The following is a 17374-nucleotide window of genomic DNA, read 5'->3' on the forward strand; positions in this document are numbered from 1 at the left end:
GTGCCGGTGCTCGCCTGGTTCATCCGGGAGATCCCGCTGCGCACCGCGAACGACCTCCCGCCCCAGGCCGCCGGCGCGGAGCCTCCGGAACGTCCGGCGGATCGTGGCGGCGAATCAGGGAGTGGGGGCCTTGGCCAGGGCGGTCTCGGCCTGCTCCTCGCCGGCGGCCTGGGGCGGGAGGTCGTTCGCGGTGCGCAGCGGGATCTCCCGGATGAACCAGGCGAGCACCGGCACGGCGACGCTGAAGAGCACCGCCCACCAGAAGACGTGCGAGACCGCGTCGGCGAGGCCGCCCAGCACCAGCTCACGGGCCTGCGCCGGCAGGTCCTTGAGCATCTCCAGGTCCATCGCGGCGCCGGCCTCCCCGCCGCCGCCGAACGCGCCACCGGCCGGCGAGTCCGCCAGTCGGTTGGCGAAGATCGCCCCGAACAGCGAGATGCCGAACGAGCCGCCGATCGACCGGAAGAAGGTGGCCGCGCCGCTCGCCGCGCCCAGGTCCTTCTGCTCCACGCTGTTCTGCGCGATCAGCATCGACGTCTGCATGAGGAAGCCCATGCCGACGCCCAGCACGATCATGTAGAGCGACGACTCGGTCTTGCTGGTGTCGACGTCCAGCCGGGTCAGCAGCGCCATGCCGGCGGCCATCACCACGCCGCCGACGATCGGGTACGCCCGGTAGCGCCCGGTCTTGGTGATCGACCGGCCCACGACCAGCGAGACCACGAGCATGCCGAACATCAGTGGCAGCAGCAGCAGGCCGGAGTTGGTGGCCGAGGCGCCCTGCACGGTCTGCTGGTAGAGCGGCAGGAAGTTCATCGCGCCGAACATGGCGAAGCCGAGCAGGAAGCCGATCACCGAGATCAGGGCGAAGTTGCGGTTGGCGAAGAGCCCCAGCGGCAGGATCGGCTCGACGGCGCGCCGCTCGACGAGGCCGAACGCCACCAGGGTGACCAGCGCGAGGGCGGCGAGGCCGAGGATCTGCCCCGAGGCCCAGTCGTACTCGTTGCCGCCCCAGGTGGTGACCAGCACGATCGCGGTGATGGCGACCGAGAGCAGCGCCGCGCCGAGCCAGTCGATGCGGTGCTCGGTGCGGTGCTTCGGCAGGCGCAGGGTGGCGACCAGCAGCGCCAGCGCGACCCCGCCCAGCGGCAGGTTGACGTAGAACGCCCAACGCCAGGAGAGGTGGTCGGTGATGAAGCCGCCGACCAGCGGGCCGGCCACCATGGCGAGGGCCATGATGCCGGCGATCATCCCCTGGTAGCGTCCCCGCTCCCGCGGCGGGACCAGGTCGCCGATGATGGCCATCACGCCGACCATCAGGCCGCCCGCGCCGAGGCCCTGCACCGCGCGGAAGGCGATCAGCTCGGCCATGCCGTCGCCCGGGCCGCCGAGCAGGTCGGAGCCGGCCATGCCGCAGAGCGCCGAGCCGACCAGGAAGACGACCACCGAGGTGAGGAAGACGGACTTGCGCCCGTAGAGGTCGCCGAGCTTGCCCCAGATCGGGGTGGAGACCGTGGTCCCCAGCACGTAGGCCGTGACGACCCACGTGAAGTGGTCCAGCCCGCCGAACTCGCCCACGATCCGGGGCAACGCCGTGCTGACGATCATGTTGTCGAGCATCGCCAGCATCATGGCGATCATCAGGCCGAAGAGCACGACCCGCACGTTGGGTCGCGCCGGAGCCTGGGTTGCCTGCGTCATGGGTAAGCTCCCCCCGAGATGTGCCGCACTTACTTGCCGGCCGGCTAGCTACCTTACTAGCCGGACGGTAAGTTTGGGGCCAGGGTCGGTCAAGCGAATTGGGTGGTGCGGGTGAGGGAGAGCACAGGCGGCACGCGGGAACGCATCAAGGCCGTCGCGCTGGAGCTCTTCACCGAGCAGGGGTACGAGAAGACCTCGCTGCGGGAGATCGCCGAGCGGCTGAACGTGACGAAGGCCGCGCTCTACTACCACTTCAAGAGCAAGGACGAGATCGTCACCAGCGTCGTCGAGGACCGGCTGGAGCGGTTGGACGCCCTCATCGCCTGGGCCGAGTCGCAGCCGGTCGGCCTGGCCACCCGGCGCGCCGTGATCGGCCGGTACGCCGAGGCCATGTTCGCCGGCGACCAGCCCTCGGTGATGCGGTTCTTCGAGCAGAACCAGACCGTGCTGAAGAGCCTCTCCGCCGGGCAGCAGATGCGCGGCCGGATGCTGCGGCTGGCCGACGTGCTGTGCCGGGACGACGACTCGCCGGCCGCCCAGCTCCGCGCCGTGCTGTCGATCTTCGCCGTGCACAGCAGCTGGTTCGCGGTCCGCGCCCCGGAGCTCACCGACGCGCAGCGGATGCGACTCGCGCTGGCGATGGCCGACGAGCTGCTCGCCCCCATCGGCGCGCAGCCCGACGCCGCCGCGCCCGGAGCACCCTGACGCCTGCCGGGTCCCCGCCGGAACGGGCCCGGCGAGCGCCGGGCCAGGCGCCCGCCACGAGGGCCGGCCGGGCCAGGCGCCCGTCACGAGGGCGGGGTCAGGCGCCCGTGAGATCCAGCCGGAGGCCGAGCAGCTCCACGCCGGCGAGGGGCGACCAGTCCAGCTCCGGCACGCGCACGAAGCCCCGCCGCCGGTAGAGCCGCTGGGCGGACGCGGCGAAGCCGCCGCGGACGCAGATCACCACCGCCGAGCAGCCCAGCTCGGCGGCCCGCGACACGCACGCCTCGACGAGGGCCGCGCCGACGCCCCGGCCCTGCGCGGCCGGGTCCACCGCCAGCATCCGGAACTCCGCCTCGCCGGCCCGGGACAGCTCGGCGTACCGGGTGCCGGGCAGGACGAACGTCACCGAGCCGAGCACCTCGCCGGTGGCCGGGTCGACGGCGACCAGCACCTCGCCGTGCTCCGCGCGGGCCGCCACGTCGGCGAGCACGGCGGCGTAGCCGTGCTCGCCCTTGAGCTGGCCGTCGGCCTCGTAGGCGGCGACCGTCAGCCGGGCCACCGCCGCGAAGTCGGCCGGGCCGGCCCGCCGTACCGAGACGCCGGTCAATCGATCACCGCGATGAGGTCACCGTCCTGCACGACGTCGCCCTCGTTGACCGCGAGCTGCTTGACGACACCGTCGGACTCGGCGACGACCGGGATCTCCATCTTCATCGACTCCAGGATCACCAGCGTGTCCCCCTCGGACACGGTGTCCCCGGCCGACGCGACGACCTTCCAGACGTTCGCCACCATCTCGGCGCGGATCTCCTCGGCCATCTCCACGGCCCCTTCTCTCGCGGTTGCCTGCCGACGTATCCAATCATGCGGGCCCCCCACGAGGGGCGTGGAGCGCCCCCGGGCGTCCGGATGATCCACCACCGGGTCGGACGCGCGGCGGCGTTCCTTGCCCGCCGGGCGCGGCGACGCCGGTGGTGGCCGGCGTGTGGGGTGGTGACGTCGCGGCGGCCGGCGTGAGGGGCGGCGCGGCCACGTCACCGCCGCCCCGGAGCACGGCGGGGCGGGGGGAGACGGCCGGCGTGTCGCGCGGCGCGGCGTACGGCGGGCCGCCCCGCCGCACGACGGGGGGTGCCGGCCGCACTAGCATCAGCGGGTCGGACCCGGCGCCGGGGCGACCGGTGCGCGCACCGGAGCCGAGGTCGTGCGCGGGCGGATCCGACCATCACGAGGAGGTCACCATGGCGAAGAAGGCCCGGAAGAAGAAGGCCCGGAAGAAGAGCGGCGCGAACCACGGCAAGCGCCCCAACTCCTGAGCGGCGGCCGGGCCTGCGGCCCGGCGTCGATCAGTCAGCGGAACGCAGGTGGCCCGGGTCGGAGACGACCCGGGCCACCTGCTTCACGTCGGTGCCGCCGACCTCAGTCGGCCAGCTCCCTCGACTCGCTGCTCTCGAAGACGACCAGCTCGGTGAGGCGCAGCCTCAGCCGCTCGCGCAACTGGTCCGGCGCGGTCTCGTTGCCGCAGCAGCGGGCGACCAGCGCCTTCACCTCCTGCTCGATGCCGTACTCGCGCAGGCACGGCCCGCACTCGTCGAGGTGGTGCCGGATCAGCGTCCGCCGCTCCTCCGCGCACTCCAGGTCCAGGTACAGGTAGACCTCGGCGAGGACCTCACGGCAGTCCGTCTCGTGCGGATCTCCACAGCTCACGTCACACCTCCCGGCCGGCCGCAGCGGTTGAGCCCTTCTTCGACGACGCGGGGGTGAAGCCCCGCTCCGCGGCGTACTGCTCGAGCAGCTTGCGCAGATTACGTCGGCCCCGGTGCAGTCGCGACATCACCGTGCCGATCGGCGTGCCCATGATGTCGGCGACCTCCTTGTAGGAGAAGCCCTCGACGTCGGTGAGGTAGACGGCCAGGCGGAACTCCTCCGGCAGCTGCTGGAGGGCCTCCTTGACGTCGCTGTCCGGCAGCCGGTCCAGCGCCTCGGTCTCGGCGGAGCGCAGCCCGCTGGAGGTGTGCGACTCGGCCTCGGCGAGCTGCCAGTCGGTGATCTCGTCGGTCGGCGCCTGGATGGGCTGGCGCTGCCGGCGACGGTAGGAGTTGATGTAGGTGTTGGTCAGGATCCGGTAGAGCCAGGCCTTCAGGTTCGTGCCCTGCTCGAACTGGTGGAAGGCGGCGTACGCCTTCAGGTAGGTCTCCTGGACCAGGTCCTCGGCATCCGCCGGGTTGCGGGTCATCCGCAGACCGGCAGCGTAGAGCTGATCGACGAAGGGCATCGCGTCCCGCTCGAAGCGGGCCCTGCGCTCGTCCGTCTTCTCCGTGGTCAACCGCACATCCCCTCGCGTCGGATGCTTTCCCGCCGAGGATACGCGCACGGACCTGCCCACAGATTCACTTCCGGCGGGTGTGCTCGTGCTCACCGCCGCCGCGCCGACCGGCGACGCCGTCGCGGGCCACTCCGGAGCGCCCAGCAACTGCCGTAGCTGCCGCGCTCCCCGCTCGTCCCGTTCCCGGGCCTGCGTCTCGATCGGCACCCGGTCACCCCCCCTCGCCAGAAATGTCGTCCCGGGGGGTGCAACGCGCACGGATGGGCACGGCATTCCGGCTGCGCCTCCCGTTCCTGGTCCCGGCCCCGGCGGAAGCCGACGCTGGGACCAGGAAGGGCCTGGGAGGACCGGCGCCGCCGCCCGAACCGGGCATCCGGCACCATCCGATGCAACGACCCGCCGCGGCCACCGGACACGGCCGGTCGGAGCGCGGGCGCTCCCCCGGCGCGCGCCGGCCGGCGCGCAGGAAGCGCCCCGTTGCGCCGCGACCGGACGTCGGGCGCCGGGGGTCAGGCCCGCGCCCAGCCCCGGTCGCGCAGCCAGTCGCGCACCACCGCGGCCGTGCCGGCCGGGTCGCCCCGCAGATCGTGCCGCTCCCCGGGGCGGGTCACCACGCGCACGGCGGGCCCCGGTTCCGGCACCCCGAACGGGTCGCGGTCGCCGTTGACCACGAGGGTCGGCAGGCCGGTGGCGAGTTCCGCCGCCCGGGAGCGCTCCGGCCGCCCGGGCGGGTGCAGCGGGAACGCGAGCGCGACCACGCCGGCGGCGCCCACCGCCCGCGCGGTGCGGCAGGCCACCCGCGCGCCGCTGGAGCGCCCGCCCACCAGCAGGGGTACGCCGGGATGCCGTTCCCGCAGCACGGCGAGCACGGCGGTCCACGCCTCGTCGAGATGCCCGGCCGGGGCCGGCGCGCGCCGCCCGGCGACGCGGTACGGCTGGGTCACCCGGGCCACCACCAGGCCCGCGCCGGCCGCCGCGTCGCGCAGCGCGACCAGGTCCGGGGCGTCGACGTCGCCGCCCGCGCCGTGGCCGAGCGCCAGCAGGGCGGTCGGCGGCCCGGCCGGCAGGTCGGCGGCGACCCGGGCGGGCCCCCGCGGGGTGGAGATCTCCTCGGTGCAGGACACCAGCCCATTCTCGGGCGTCCGGGACACGGCGCGGGGCCGACCCGCGTGGTCGCGGGCCGGCCCCGGCGGCTCAGTCGACGGTCAGCTCAACGGCACCAGCGTGAGCAGCCGGTCCCGGACCGGCGGACCCGCCTCGTCGGCGGCGTCCGGATCCGGTTGCACCTCGTCGCGCCAGGCGACCAGCATCGCCCGCCGCTCGCGCGGGGTCGTGCCGCCCCAGACGCCGTGGCAGTCACCCACGTCCAGCGCCCAGGCAAGGCAGGAGCCCTGCACGTCGCAACTTCGGCAGAGCGCTACGGCCGCGTCGGCCGGCTCGTTCGGCGCCGGAAAGAATGTTTCCGGGTCGACGTTCTGGCAGGTTCCTCTGGTCCGCCACGCCTCGTCCTGTCGCCGCTCGCGCAACGCCCGCAGCAGTCGCGGATCTCGTCGTGCGGCGGCCACCTCGTGCGGGCGGGGCATACGTGCCCGTGTCATCCACCCACCTCCCCCGTGGGACCGGCAAGATCGGTGCGACGTCGTCCGCCCCGTGCGAATCGGCGCCCACTACCGGCGCTGTGTTCTATCGCACTTCCGGACACGGAGACAAGACTCTACGGCAAATACGGTTAAACGACGGGGCGACGTTTCACCCGCAACTCTGGCAAATCACACCCGACAATGTGCCGGCGCTGTCAGAAGAGCGTCATTTCCTCCGCCGCCGTCACCCGGGCCACCGGAACCCGAGCGGTCAGCTCCGGCCCGTCGTTGCGCACGTCGCCCACCGCCGGTCCCACCGGGCGGATCTCCAGCCCGGCCAGCCAGTCGGGCGGGGGCGGGACGAGCAGCCCCGCCGGCTCGTCGGTCGACGCCAGCCACGTCCCCCACCGGTCCTCGGGCAGCAGCAACGGCATGCGGTCGTGCACCTCGGCCAGCTCGCCCAGCGCGGCGGTGGTGAGCACGCTGCAGGTCAGCAGCGGCCCGCCCGGCCCCTCCCAGACCGACCAGATGCCGGCGAAGGCGAGCACCGAGCCGTCCAGCGGAGTCATGTAGTAGGGCTGCTTGCGCCCGTCGGGCGAGCGGACCCACTCGTACCAGCCGTCGGCCGGGACGAGGCAGCGGCGGCGAGCGAAGGCCCCCGCGTACGCCCGGCTGGTGGCGACCGTCTCGGCGCGGGCGTTGATCATGCGGGCGGCGCCGGCGGGCGACCGCGACCAGGCGGGCACCAGCCCCCAGCGCCCCACCGACAGCGCGCGGTGCCCCTCGGGGGTCACCCGCACCAGCGGCACCGGGTCGGTGGGCGCGACGTTGTGGTCGGGCCCGAGCCGGCCGTCGGTCTCGTCGTGGGACTCGAACAGCGCGCTCAGGTCGCCCGCGCTCCGGGTCGTCGCGTACCTCCCGCACATGTGGCACACGCTAACGCGCCGGGCGTCGCCCGGCTGTCCCGCTGGCCGGGAGTGCGGGCGGTGGTCGACATCATCCACCACCGGACACGGCAGAATGTAACCGTGGGGAACCTGACCGCGACCCGGCCGCCGCAGCCGTGGACCGCTCCGACCGCCTCCGACCCGGTCTCGGCCACGCTGCGCCTGCCCGGGTCCAAGTCGATGACCGCGCGCGCCCTGGTGCTCAGCGCGCTGGCCAGCGGTCCCTCGACGCTCGCCGGGCCGCTGCGCGCGCGGGACACCGAGCTGATGGCCGCCGGGCTGCGCGCGCTGGGCGCGCACATGTCGATCAGCGACGACGAGCGCTGGCTGGTCCGGCCCCACCCGCTGGTCGGCCCCGCGCACGTCGACGTCGGCCTGGCCGGCACGGTGATGCGCTTCGTCCCGCCCGTGGCGGGCCTGGCCGACGGGCGGATCACCTTCGACGGCGATCCGCAGGCCCGCACCCGGCCGCTCGGCCCGCTGATCGGCGCGCTGCGCTCCCTCGGCGTACGCGTGGACGCCCCTGCCACCGGCAGCCTGCCGCTGACCGTGCTCGGCGCCGGGCGGGTCACCGGCGGCGAGGTGGTGATCGACGCCTCGGCCTCCAGCCAGCTGGTCTCCGGGCTGCTGCTGGCCGCCCCGCGCTTCGACCGGGGGGTGGTGGTCCGGCACGTCGGCCCGCCGGTGCCCTCCGCGCCGCACCTGCGGATGACGGTGCAGATGCTGCGGGCCGCCGGCGCGGCGGTCGACGACAGCACGCCCGACGTGTGGGTGGTCGAGCCCGGCCCGCTGACCGGGCGCGGCTGGGAGATCGAGCCGGACCTCTCGGGCGCGGTGCCGTTCTTCGCCGCCGCCCTGGTCACCGGCGGCGAGGTGACCCTCCAGGGCTGGCCGCGCAGCAGCGCGCAGCCCGTCGAGCAGCTCCGCGCGCTGCTGCAGCGGATGGGCGGCGACGTGACCCTCTCCACCGCCGGGCTGACCGTCCGGGGCACCGGCGTGGTGCACGGCCTGGACGCCGACCTCTCCGACGTCAGCGAGCTGACCCCGGCGCTGACCGCGCTCGCCATGCTCGCCGACTCGCCGTCCCGGTTCACCGGAGTCGGCCACATCCGGGGCCACGAGACCGACCGGCTGACCGCGCTGGCGCGGGAGTTCGCCGCGCTCGGCGCGGACATCACCGAGTCCGCCGACGGGCTGGAGATCCGGCCCCGGCCGCTGCGCGGCGGGGTGTTCGAGACCTACCACGACCACCGGATGGCGCACGCCGCCGCGGTCGCCGGCCTGGCCGTTCCGGGCATCGAGTTGAGCGACGTGGCGTGCACCTCGAAGACCATGCCCGAGTTCCCGGCACTATGGTCGGCAATGGTGACCGGCAAGAGCTGACACGACGGGGGGCGGGTCCTGGCGACCAGAAGGCGGGAGTACGACGAGGACGACGTCCGGGTCCGACCCGGGAAGTCGTCGCGCCCGCGTACGCGCACCCGCCCCCTGCACTCCGACGCGGTCGACGGGCTCGTGATCGCCGTCGACCGGGGCCGCTACACCTGCGTCCTGCCCGACGCGGGGCCGGACGCGCCGCTGGTCACCGCCATGCGGGCCCGGGAGCTGGGGCGCAAGTCGGTGGTGGTCGGCGACCGGGTCGGCCTGGTCGGGGACACCTCCGGCGCGGCCGGGGCGCTGGCCCGGATCGTCCGGATCGCCGAGCGGACGTCGGTGCTGCGGCGCACCGCCGACGACGACGAGACCACCGCCGAGGGGCGGCTGGAGCGGGTGGTCGTCGCCAACGCCGACCAGCTGGTCATCGTCAGCGCGCTGGCCGACCCGCCGCCGCGCACCGGGTTCATCGACCGCTGCCTGGTGGCCGCGTACGACGCCGGCATCGAGCCGCTGCTCTGCCTGACCAAGGCCGACCTGGCCGGCCCCGAGGCGGTGCTCGGCTACTACGCCGAGCTGGAGCTGCCGTACGTGCTGGTCCGCCCGGACTCCGACCTCGACGCCCTGCGCAGTCTGCTCGCCGGCCGGATCTCGGTCCTCGTGGGGCACTCCGGGGTGGGCAAGTCGACGCTGGTCAACCGCCTGGTGCCGGACGCCGCGCGGGCGGTCGGCACGGTCAGCGCGATCGGCCGGGGCCGGCACACCTCCACGAGCGCGGTGGCGCTGCGCCTGCCGCGGCTGCCCGACCGCGACGACGGCTCACGGCAGCTCCCGTCCGGCGCGGCGCGAACCGGAGCCGACCCGGGCTGGATCGTCGACACCCCGGGGGTGCGCAGCTTCGGGCTGGCGCACGTCTCCGCCGACAGCCTGCTGCACGGCTTCCCCGACCTGGTGGAGGGCACCGTCGACTGTCCCGCCAACTGCCCGCACACCCCCGACGCCCCCGGCTGCGGGCTGGACGCGTGGGTGGCCGCCGGCAAGGCCGACCCGCGCCGGCTGGCCTCGTACCGCCGGCTGCTCGCCTCCCGCGCCGGGGAGGGTGACGCGCGGGGGGAGCCCGACCAGCGGAATCCCGGCGACCCGCTCGCCGGCTCCTGACCGGGGCATCGCTACCGTTTGCGGCATGCCCGGGTACGCCGACGACATCGCCCTCGCCCACCTGCTCGCCGACGCCGCCGACGCCGTCTCCACGGCCCGGTTCCGCGCGCTGGACCTGCGGGTCGACGCGAAGCCCGACCTGACCCCCGTCTCCGACGCGGACACCGCGGTGGAGCGGGAGATCCGCGCGCTGCTGGCCGCGCACCGGCCGGCCGACGGCCTGCTCGGCGAGGAGTACGGCGAGCAGCCGGCCGGCGGCCCGGACGGCCGGCGTTGGGTGGTCGACCCGATCGACGGCACGAAGAACTTCATCCGCGGCGTGCCGGTCTGGGCCACCCTGATCGCGCTGCTGGAGTCCGACCGCCCCGTCGTCGGGCTGGTCTCCGCGCCGGCGCTGGGCCGCCGCTGGTGGGCGGCGCTCGGCGCGGGCGCGTACGCCGGGCCGGACGCCGCCGGCGGCGCCCCGATCCGGGTCTCCGGGGTCCGGGACCTCGCGGACGCCAGCTTCTGCTACTCGTCCCTGACCGGCTGGGAGTCCGCCGGCCGGTTGGACGCGATGCTCCAGCTCATGCGGGACACCTGGCGCAGCCGGGCGTACGGCGACTTCTACGGTTACATGCTGCTCGCCGAGGGCGCGCTGGACGTGATGGTCGAGCCGGAGCTGTCGCTGTGGGACATCGCCGCGCTGGTGCCGATCGTCACCGAGGCGGGCGGCGCGTTCACCGACCTGGCCGGCCGGCCGGCCCCCTCGGGCGACGCCGGCACCGAGAGCAGCGCGGTGGCCAGCAACGGCGCGCTGCACGCTGACATCCTCGCCCGGCTGGGTCGGCCAATCGAGCACTGACCTCCGGCAGCCTCTATCCTCGCCAGGTGGTCTCCTCCGGCTGGTGTTTCCTCGCGGCGATGATCGTCGCGTACGGCGTCGCCAACCTGCTCCAGTCGGTTGCCGCCGCCCGCACCACCGTGCACCACACCTTCGATCCGGGGCTGCTGCTGCGGCTGGCCGGCCATCGCACCTACCTGGTCGGGCTGGCCTGTCAGGTGGCCGGGTTCGTGCTGGCCTTCCTGGCCCGCCGGGACCTGCCGCTCTTCCTCGTCCAGTCCAGCGTCGCGGCCGGGCTCGGGGTCACCGCCCTGCTCGGCGTGCTGGTGCTGAAGTGGCGGTTACCCGCTGCCGAGGTGGCCCTGCTGGTGCTGCTCTTCGCCGGGATCTCCGCGCTGGTGCTCTCCGCCCGGCCCGCGCCGTCCAAGCCGCTCGGCACCGCCGGCATGATCGTCCTGGCGGCGGTGCTCGGCGTGATCGCGGTGGTCGGCTTCTTCGCCGTACGCCTGCACGGGGCGCCCGGCTCGGTGGCGCTCGGCTCGCTGGCCGGGCTGGCGTTCTCCGCCGCCGCGGTGGCCGCCCGGCCGCTGGCCTCGGCCCCGACGGCGGAGGAGTTCGTCCGGAACCCGCTGCTCTACCTGTTGATCGCGCACTCGATCGTCGGCCAGCTGCTGCTCGGCCTGGCCATGCAGCGCGGCTCCACCACGGCCGCCGTCGCGGCGATGGACGCCGCCGGGGCGGTGCCCGCGGCGATCGTCGGCCTGCTGCTGCTCAACGACAAGATCTGGCCCGGCCGGGAGTGGCTCGCCGCGGCCGGGTTCCTGGTCACCCTCGGCGCGGTCATCGGCCTCACCCGGTACGCCGAGCCCCAGCACCACCACGCGGTGGCCGGGGAACGGAACCGGGCCATCGTCGGCGTCGGCGCCCCGGGCCGCCCTCTCTGAGGAACGGCACCGGCGGGCCCCCGGTCAGGCCGCCTCGACCGGCTTGCGGCGGCGCACCACCCGCTCGTAGAGGCGCTCCAGCGCGCCCGCCGTCCGTTCCCAGGTGTAGCTGCACCGCACCCGGTCCACGGCGGCGTGCCCGTACGCGAACCGCCCGGCGTTGTCGGCGAGCAGCCGGCGCAGGGTCACGCCGAGCGTGCGGACGTCGCCCGGCGGCACCAGCCGCCCGGTGACCTCGTCGACCACCGCGTCGGCGATCCCGCCCATCGCGTAGCCGACCACCGGCACGCCGCAGGCCATCGCCTCCAGCGACACCCGCCCGGCGGACGAGTAGTGCGGGGTGCAGGCGACCACGTCCGCCGAGCGGTACCAGGTGGCCATCTGTTCGTGCGGGACCGCGCCGACCAGCTTCACCTGGTCGGCCACCCCGTTCCGCTCGGCCAGCTCGCGCAGCCGGCGGGCCTCGGCGTGCTGGGCGAGCTGCTCGGCGGGCGGGCCGCCGGCGATCACCAGCTCGGCGTCGCCGACCAGCCGCATGGCCCGGATCAGGTCCTCCTGGCCGTGCCCGGGCGAGAGCCCGCCGACGGAGAGGATCCGGGCCCGCTGGTCGCGGGGGGCGGCCTCGCCGTCGGGGTGGAACTGCTCGGTGTCGACGCCGGCCGGCACCATCGCCACGGAGGCGCGCTGCAGGCCCATCCGGGTCAGCTCGTCGACCTCGTCGTTGCACTGGGCGACCGCGATGTCCACCGCCCGGGTCAGCGCCCGCTCCAGCGGGATCCGCTCCCCCGGGCCGTCGTACTGCCGGCCGAGGTGGCGTAGCTGCTCGACACCGAGGGAGTGGAAGGTCTGCACCACCGGGATGTCGGTCTCGCGGACCGCGTGCGCGGCGGCGAGCCCGCCGATCCAGTAGTGCCCGTGCACCACCTCCGGCTGCCAGCCGTCCGTCCACCGCTGCGCCAGCCACGAGCCGAACCCGGCCACGTACGGGACCAGCTCGGCGGTGGGGATCGGGACGGCCGGGCCGATCGGCACCCGCTCCACCCGGTAGCCGTCGACCGACGCCCGCTCCGGCAGGTCCGGGTCGTCGCGGCGTTCGTACACCCGGACGTCGTGGCCTCGCGCGGCCAGTTCCGCGGCGACCCTCGCGATGTGCTGGTGGGTGCCGACGGTCGGGGCGTCGGCACGCCTGGGCGGGCCGGCGTGCGCGCAGACGAGGCCGACGCGCATGGGTCACCTCCATGCGATCTTCTCAAGCGGTGGTCCTCGGTCAGAGGGTCCCATTAACCAGACTCTCGGGAGCCGAAACCTGGCAGATCGGGAAGAGCCCGGCGGGTGCTTGCGCGACGGCAAGCGTCACGCCCCGCGGCCACCGCCCGCCCACCCATGGTTATCCGACGCAAAATTCCCGCATGACCCCTGTCAGCGGGGGTACGGGCTGACAATGCCTCTCACCCGCAGCCTCGCCGACGCCACCGTGGTGATCACCGGTGCCTCCAGCGGGATCGGCACGGCCACGGCGTACGCCCTCGCCCGCCGGGGCAGCGCCGTCGTGCTGGCCGCCCGCAGCGAGCAGGCCCTGCACCGGGTCGCGCAGCAGTGCCGTGAGCTGGGCGGACGCGCGCTGGTCGTGCCGACGGACGTGACCGATCCGGCGGCGGTCGAACGGCTCGCCGCCCGCGCGGTGGCCGAGTTCGGCCGGATCGACGGTTGGGTCAACAACGCCGCGGTCAGCGCCGTCGGGCTCTTCGACGAGATCCCGGTGGAGGAGTTCCGCCGGGTGTTGGAGGTGAACCTGCTCGGCGCCGCGTACGGCACCCGGGCCGCGCTGCCCCACCTCGGCGCGGCGGGGGGCGGGGTGCTGGTCAACAACGCCTCGGTGCTGGCCGAGGTGGCGATGCCCTACCAGTCGGCGTACAACGCCACCAAGCACGGCATCCGCGGCCTCGCCGACACGGTCCGCCAGGAGCTGCGGGTGACCGGGCGGGGCAACATCTCGATCTGCACGGTGCTGCCGGCCACCATCGACACGCCGTTCTTCCGGCACGCCGCCAACCACAGCGGGCGCGAGCTGCTGCCGCCGCCCCCGGTCTACCCGCCCGAGGTGGTGGCGGAGACGATCGTCCGGATGCTGCGCCGGCCGCGCCGCGAGGCGTACGCCGGCGGGGCCGCCCGGCTGATCGGCATGCAGTGGCGGCTCGCCCCGGCGCTGGCCGAACGGGCCCTCGGCTGGTACGCCCACCGCACCCAGTTCGGGCCCGCCCCGCGGCTGGACAGCACCGGCAACGTCTTCCACGCCGACGCGGCGGCCCGGCGCGAGGGCGGCTGGCACGGCCGGCGACGGCAGCTCGTGCGGATGACCGCCGCCTTCGGGCTGGCGGCGGCGGGAACGGCCGTCGGGACGATGGCCGCGATGACCCGCCGAGCGCGGACGGACCGCTGATGCGCCGGGCCGAACGGGCCGGTGCGGGGCCCGGGCCGGGGAGGCACAATGGGACGATCATGCCGACCGACGTGCGCTGCCGGGTGGAGACCGACCGGTCGTCCGGGGTGGTCCGGCTGACCGGCGTGCTCGACCGGGCCGAGGTCGGCACGGTGCGCGACGGGTTGCTGGCCCGGCTCTGCGACCGGCCCGGCCCGGTGGTGGCCGACGTGAGCGACCTGCGGATGACCGACCCGGCGGCGCGGGACGTCTTCGCCGACGTGCGCCGGGAGGTCCTCGACTGGCCCGCCGCCGACCTGCTGCTCTGCGACCCGACCGGCACCGTCGAGGGCGTGCCCGCCTGGCCGACCCTGGGCGGGGCGATGGCCGGGCTGGCCGCCGCGCCGATGGCCGCGGTGGTCAGCGCCGACTTCCCGCCCGCCGTGGAGGCCGCCCGGCAGGCCCGGCAACTGGTCACCGACTGCTGTCGCCGCTGGGGCCTGGCCGAGCTGGCCGAGCCGGGCTGCATCGCGGTCACCGAGCTGGTGGGCAACGTGATCGCCCACGCGCACACCGCGATGACGGTGCGGCTGGCCCCCCGGGACAGCACCCTGCACCTCGCCGTGCGCGACCACTCGTCGCGGCAGCCGGCCTTCACCGGGCCGGCGCCGCTGGACACCGTCGGCGGGCGCGGCCTGCTGTTGATCGACACCGTCGCCCGCCGCTGGGGCAGCAGCCCGGTGCCGGGCGGCAAGGTCGTCTGGTGCGTCCTGTACGCCGCCGACGAGGCCGGCCTCGGCGGCTGACCACCGCCCCGTTCCTCCCCGTCCGTCCCGGAGCGTGGCGTTTCCGCCCGGATGGCCACGCCCGGCACCGGTTACGCCGGGAGGGCAGTGGGTAGTGGTCAGCCATGCGCGACGACGAGTACCCGACCCCCGTGTCCGACCCCGAGGCGGAGGGCCTGCCCGACACCGCCGACGACGACTCGACCGCCAACGACGACGTCCTGACCGGGCGCGAGGCGGACGGCCCGCAGCCGGCACAGTTGCCGGGCGACCGGACGCCGGTGGCGGTGGACCGGTACGGGACCACCGCCGAGGAACAACTCGACGGCGAGTCGCTCGACTACAAGCTCGACCGGGAGCAGCGCGAGCGCCCCGCCGACGACCCGCTGGCGGGCCCCGTCGACCCGGACATCGCCGCCGAGGCCGACAGCGAGGAGGCCGCGGCACAGGCCCAGCTCGACGCGGACGTGCTCGAACCGGGGCCGACCTCCGACCCGAAGTCGCCGGTCTCCCTCTACGACCACGGCAAGCTCGGCAGCGTCGCCGACGCCCAGGTCGGCCGGCTCGTCGAACCCGACGAGGGGGCGCACACCGACCAGGAGACCGACTCGGTCGCGTACGACGCCGGGTCGGCCGGCGGCGGGGCGAGCGCCGAGGAGCTGGCGATCCACGAGACGCGGCCGCCGCACTCGGTCTGACGCGGGCCCGGGGGCTGGCGGGGAACCCTTCGGGGGAGGTTCTCCGCCAGCCCCTCAGTCGTCCAGGCCGCGCTCGATCGCGTACCGGGTCAACTCGACCCGGTTGTGCAACTGGAGCTTGCCCAGCGTGTTCTGCACGTGGTTCTGCACCGTGCGGTGGGACAGCCCGAGCCGGTCGGCGATCTGCTTGTAGGACATCCCCTTCGCCACCAGGCGCAGCACCTCGGTCTCCCGGTCGGTGAGCCGGGGCGCCGGGCCGGCGCCCGCCGCATCCCGGCCGGCCGTCGCGGCGGCGTCCGCCGGGGCCGCCGCCAGCCGGCGGTACTCGCCGAGGACCAGCCCGGCCAGGCCGGGCGTGAAGACGGGCTCCCCCGCCGCCGTCCGGCGCACCGCTTCCAGGAACTCGGCCGGGGCGGCGGACTTCACCAGGTAGCCGGTGGCGCCCGCCTTCACCGCGTCCAGCACGCTCTGCTGCTCGCCGCTGGCCGACAGCATCAGCACCCGCACCTGCGGCAGCACGGCCCGCAGCCCTCGGATCACCTCCACTCCGGACACGTCCGGCAGTTGCAGGTCGAGGACCACCACGTCGGGCCGGGTGGCGGCGGCGACCCGGACGGCCTGCCGGCCCTCGCCGCTGGTGGCGACGACGACGTGGCCGGCCTCGGTGAGGTCCCGGGCCACCCCCTCCCGCCACATCGGGTGGTCGTCGACCACCATCACGCGCACACCGCTCACGATCTCCCCCTCCGTCGCCTCGGCCGGGTACGGCCGATCCCCGGCCTCACCGCGCCGCCTCCCTCGGGACGGTCAACTCCACCTCCGTGCCGGCGCCCGGCGCCGAGGTGATCCGCACCGTGCCGCCGAGGTCGGCGAGGCGGCCCCGGATGGACCGGGCGACGCCGAGCCGGCCCTCGGCGGCGGCCTCGTCCAGCCGGCCGGCCGGGAAGCCCGGCCCCTCGTCGCGGACGGAGACGGTCACGGTCGTCCCCTCGTCCTCGATCAGCACCCAGGCCCGCCCGTCCGCGTGCCGGGCGACGTTGTCCAGCGCGGCGGCGGTCGCCGCGGCCAGCTCGTACGCCACCGGTCCGGGCAACGGCACCGGGGTGGCCGGCGCGGACACCGAGACCGTCGCGGAGGCGTACCGGCCGACCAGCGCCCGCAGGTCCGCCGGCCCGCTGTCGGCGCGGGCGCCGACCGGCGCGGCGCCCGCGATCAGGGCGCGCAGCGCGGCCTCCTGCTCCCCGGCCAGCCGGGCCAGCTCACCGGCCTCGCCGTCCAGGTGGGCGCCGCGCCGCTGCACCAGGGCGAGCACCTGCAGGACGCCGTCGTGGATGTCCCGGGCCAGCCGCTCCCGCTCCCGGGTGGCGGCCTCCAGCTCCACCGCCCGGTGCAGCCGTTCCTCGGCGGTCACGGCCAGCCGGGCGACGTGCCCGACGACCACCCCGGCGAGCAGCAGCAGGATCACCCCGGTGAGCGAGGACTGGCCGATCCGTTCGCGGGTGGCCAGGTCCGCCGCGCCGAGCACCAGGGCGGCCACCGTGCCCCGCCGCCGCCCGCCGGAGACGGCCCACGCCAGCACCGGGCCGGCCAGCCAGGCCACCGCCAGGGTGGGCACGCCGGAGGCGAGCGCGACGCGTCCGACCACCCACGGGTTGACCAGCAGGATGCCGAGGACGACCGCGAGGTCCGCGACGAGCAGCGGCCAGCCCCGTCGGGCCGGGCGGGCGTAGCCGACGGCGGTCACGCCGGTCCAGGCCACCATCAGCAGGACCACACCGCCGGCCGCGAGCGGGTGGGCGTACCGGTCGAGGTGCCGCAGGGCCAGCACGCAGACGTACGCCAGGGAGGCAACCCGGAACACGGCGATGGCCCGCCAGAGCGGGACCTCGAAACCTCCGGGCGGCGTCGGCACGGTCG

The 17374-nt window shown here is 75.2% G+C and carries 19 protein-coding genes and 1 pseudogene; 9 read left to right on the plus strand and 11 right to left on the minus strand.

Features of this window, described 5'->3' with window-relative positions:
• Nucleotides 1-114 precede the first annotated feature (114 nt).
• Nucleotides 115-1701 carry an MDR family MFS transporter gene (locus ACSNOB_RS15100; RefSeq protein ID WP_436687209.1) on the minus strand — a complete coding sequence of 529 codons (1587 nt, stop codon included), beginning with the start codon at nt 1699-1701 and terminating at the stop codon, nt 115-117.
• Nucleotides 1702-1812: 111 nt separating this feature from the next.
• On the opposite strand from ACSNOB_RS15100, the gene ACSNOB_RS15105 reads away from it, so the two are divergent.
• Complete coding sequence (locus tag ACSNOB_RS15105; RefSeq protein ID WP_436687210.1) at nt 1813-2406, plus strand: TetR/AcrR family transcriptional regulator; 594 nt, start codon at nt 1813-1815, stop codon at nt 2404-2406.
• Between the two features lie 97 nt (nt 2407-2503).
• Here ACSNOB_RS15105 and ACSNOB_RS15110 read toward each other — a convergent pair whose 3' ends face one another.
• Nucleotides 2504-3013: a GNAT family N-acetyltransferase gene (locus ACSNOB_RS15110; protein ID WP_436687211.1), complete on the minus strand. Its 510-nt coding sequence runs from the start codon at nt 3011-3013 to the stop codon at nt 2504-2506.
• Entirely contained in the window at nt 3010-3231 is a 222-nt protein-coding gene (locus tag ACSNOB_RS15115; RefSeq protein WP_176737378.1) for a biotin/lipoyl-binding carrier protein, read from the minus strand. The genes ACSNOB_RS15110 and ACSNOB_RS15115 overlap by 4 nt, the downstream gene beginning before the upstream one ends.
• A gap of 413 nt (nt 3232-3644) precedes the next feature.
• Here ACSNOB_RS15115 and ACSNOB_RS15120 point away from each other — a divergent pair, with 413 nt between their 5' ends.
• On the plus strand, nt 3645-3719 hold the full coding sequence (locus tag ACSNOB_RS15120) for a 50S ribosomal protein bL37 (RefSeq protein ID WP_369700219.1): 75 nt from the start codon (nt 3645-3647) through the stop codon (nt 3717-3719).
• A gap of 103 nt (nt 3720-3822) precedes the next feature.
• Here the strand turns inward: ACSNOB_RS15120 and rsrA are convergent, their stop codons facing one another.
• The 5 genes from rsrA to ACSNOB_RS15145 form a co-directional block, all read right to left on the minus strand.
• Nucleotides 3823-4110, minus strand: coding sequence for a mycothiol system anti-sigma-R factor (rsrA, locus tag ACSNOB_RS15125; protein WP_393109372.1), 288 nt, complete (start codon nt 4108-4110; stop codon nt 3823-3825).
• A gap of 1 nt (nt 4111) precedes the next feature.
• The gene (locus ACSNOB_RS15130) at nt 4112-4936 is read right to left on the minus strand and encodes a sigma-70 family RNA polymerase sigma factor (protein WP_436687212.1); all 825 of its coding nucleotides are present in this window, start codon (nt 4934-4936) and stop codon (nt 4112-4114) included.
• A gap of 302 nt (nt 4937-5238) precedes the next feature.
• A complete protein-coding gene (locus ACSNOB_RS15135; RefSeq protein ID WP_436687213.1) occupies nt 5239-5853 on the minus strand; it encodes an alpha/beta hydrolase family protein in 615 nt (204 codons plus the stop codon).
• Between the two features lie 81 nt (nt 5854-5934).
• A complete protein-coding gene (locus ACSNOB_RS15140; RefSeq protein WP_357087957.1) occupies nt 5935-6327 on the minus strand; it encodes a WhiB family transcriptional regulator in 393 nt (130 codons plus the stop codon).
• 197 nt (nt 6328-6524) lie between these two features.
• Complete coding sequence (locus ACSNOB_RS15145; RefSeq protein ID WP_436687214.1) at nt 6525-7235, minus strand: SOS response-associated peptidase; 711 nt, start codon at nt 7233-7235, stop codon at nt 6525-6527.
• 102 nt (nt 7236-7337) lie between these two features.
• Here ACSNOB_RS15145 and aroA point away from each other — a divergent pair, with 102 nt between their 5' ends.
• From aroA to ACSNOB_RS15165, 4 genes and pseudogenes are all read left to right on the plus strand, one after another.
• Nucleotides 7338-8639 carry a 3-phosphoshikimate 1-carboxyvinyltransferase gene (gene aroA / locus ACSNOB_RS15150; protein WP_436687215.1) on the plus strand — a complete coding sequence of 434 codons (1302 nt, stop codon included), beginning with the start codon at nt 7338-7340 and terminating at the stop codon, nt 8637-8639.
• An 18-nt stretch (nt 8640-8657) separates the two neighbouring features.
• Nucleotides 8658-9788: a ribosome small subunit-dependent GTPase A gene (rsgA, locus tag ACSNOB_RS15155; RefSeq protein ID WP_436687242.1), complete on the plus strand. Its 1131-nt coding sequence runs from the start codon at nt 8658-8660 to the stop codon at nt 9786-9788.
• A 25-nt stretch (nt 9789-9813) separates the two neighbouring features.
• On the plus strand, nt 9814-10632 hold the full coding sequence (gene hisN / locus ACSNOB_RS15160; RefSeq protein WP_436687216.1) for a histidinol-phosphatase: 819 nt from the start codon (nt 9814-9816) through the stop codon (nt 10630-10632).
• Between the two features lie 59 nt (nt 10633-10691).
• A pseudogene (locus tag ACSNOB_RS15165) lies at nt 10692-11625 on the plus strand (hypothetical protein).
• Here the strand turns inward: ACSNOB_RS15165 and ACSNOB_RS15170 are convergent.
• Nucleotides 11580-12782 carry a glycosyltransferase gene (locus ACSNOB_RS15170; protein ID WP_393109360.1) on the minus strand — a complete coding sequence of 401 codons (1203 nt, stop codon included), beginning with the start codon at nt 12780-12782 and terminating at the stop codon, nt 11580-11582. The pseudogene ACSNOB_RS15165 and the gene ACSNOB_RS15170 overlap by 46 nt on opposite strands.
• A gap of 214 nt (nt 12783-12996) precedes the next feature.
• On the opposite strand from ACSNOB_RS15170, the gene ACSNOB_RS15175 reads away from it, so the two are divergent.
• The 3 genes from ACSNOB_RS15175 to ACSNOB_RS15185 all read left to right on the plus strand — a co-directional run bounded on the left by ACSNOB_RS15175 (nt 12997) and on the right by ACSNOB_RS15185 (nt 15457).
• Nucleotides 12997-13995, plus strand: a complete 999-nt coding sequence (locus tag ACSNOB_RS15175; protein WP_436687217.1) for an SDR family oxidoreductase — start codon at nt 12997-12999, stop codon at nt 13993-13995.
• Nucleotides 13996-14054: 59 nt separating this feature from the next.
• Nucleotides 14055-14780, plus strand: a complete 726-nt coding sequence (locus ACSNOB_RS15180) for an ATP-binding protein (protein WP_436687218.1) — start codon at nt 14055-14057, stop codon at nt 14778-14780.
• A 104-nt stretch (nt 14781-14884) separates the two neighbouring features.
• A complete protein-coding gene (locus ACSNOB_RS15185) occupies nt 14885-15457 on the plus strand; it encodes a DUF5709 domain-containing protein (protein ID WP_436687219.1) in 573 nt (190 codons plus the stop codon).
• Between the two features lie 54 nt (nt 15458-15511).
• On the opposite strand, the gene ACSNOB_RS15190 is transcribed toward ACSNOB_RS15185, so the two are convergent.
• Nucleotides 15512-16174: a response regulator gene (locus ACSNOB_RS15190; protein WP_436687243.1), complete on the minus strand. Its 663-nt coding sequence runs from the start codon at nt 16172-16174 to the stop codon at nt 15512-15514.
• 64 nt (nt 16175-16238) lie between these two features.
• Entirely contained in the window at nt 16239-17369 is a 1131-nt protein-coding gene (macS, locus tag ACSNOB_RS15195) for a MacS family sensor histidine kinase (RefSeq protein WP_436687220.1), read from the minus strand.
• Nucleotides 17370-17374 lie beyond the last annotated feature (5 nt).

It is taken from the genome of Micromonospora sp. URMC 106 (assembly GCF_051386395.1).
In the GTDB taxonomy this organism is placed as follows: Bacteria; Actinomycetota; Actinomycetes; order Mycobacteriales; family Micromonosporaceae; genus Micromonospora.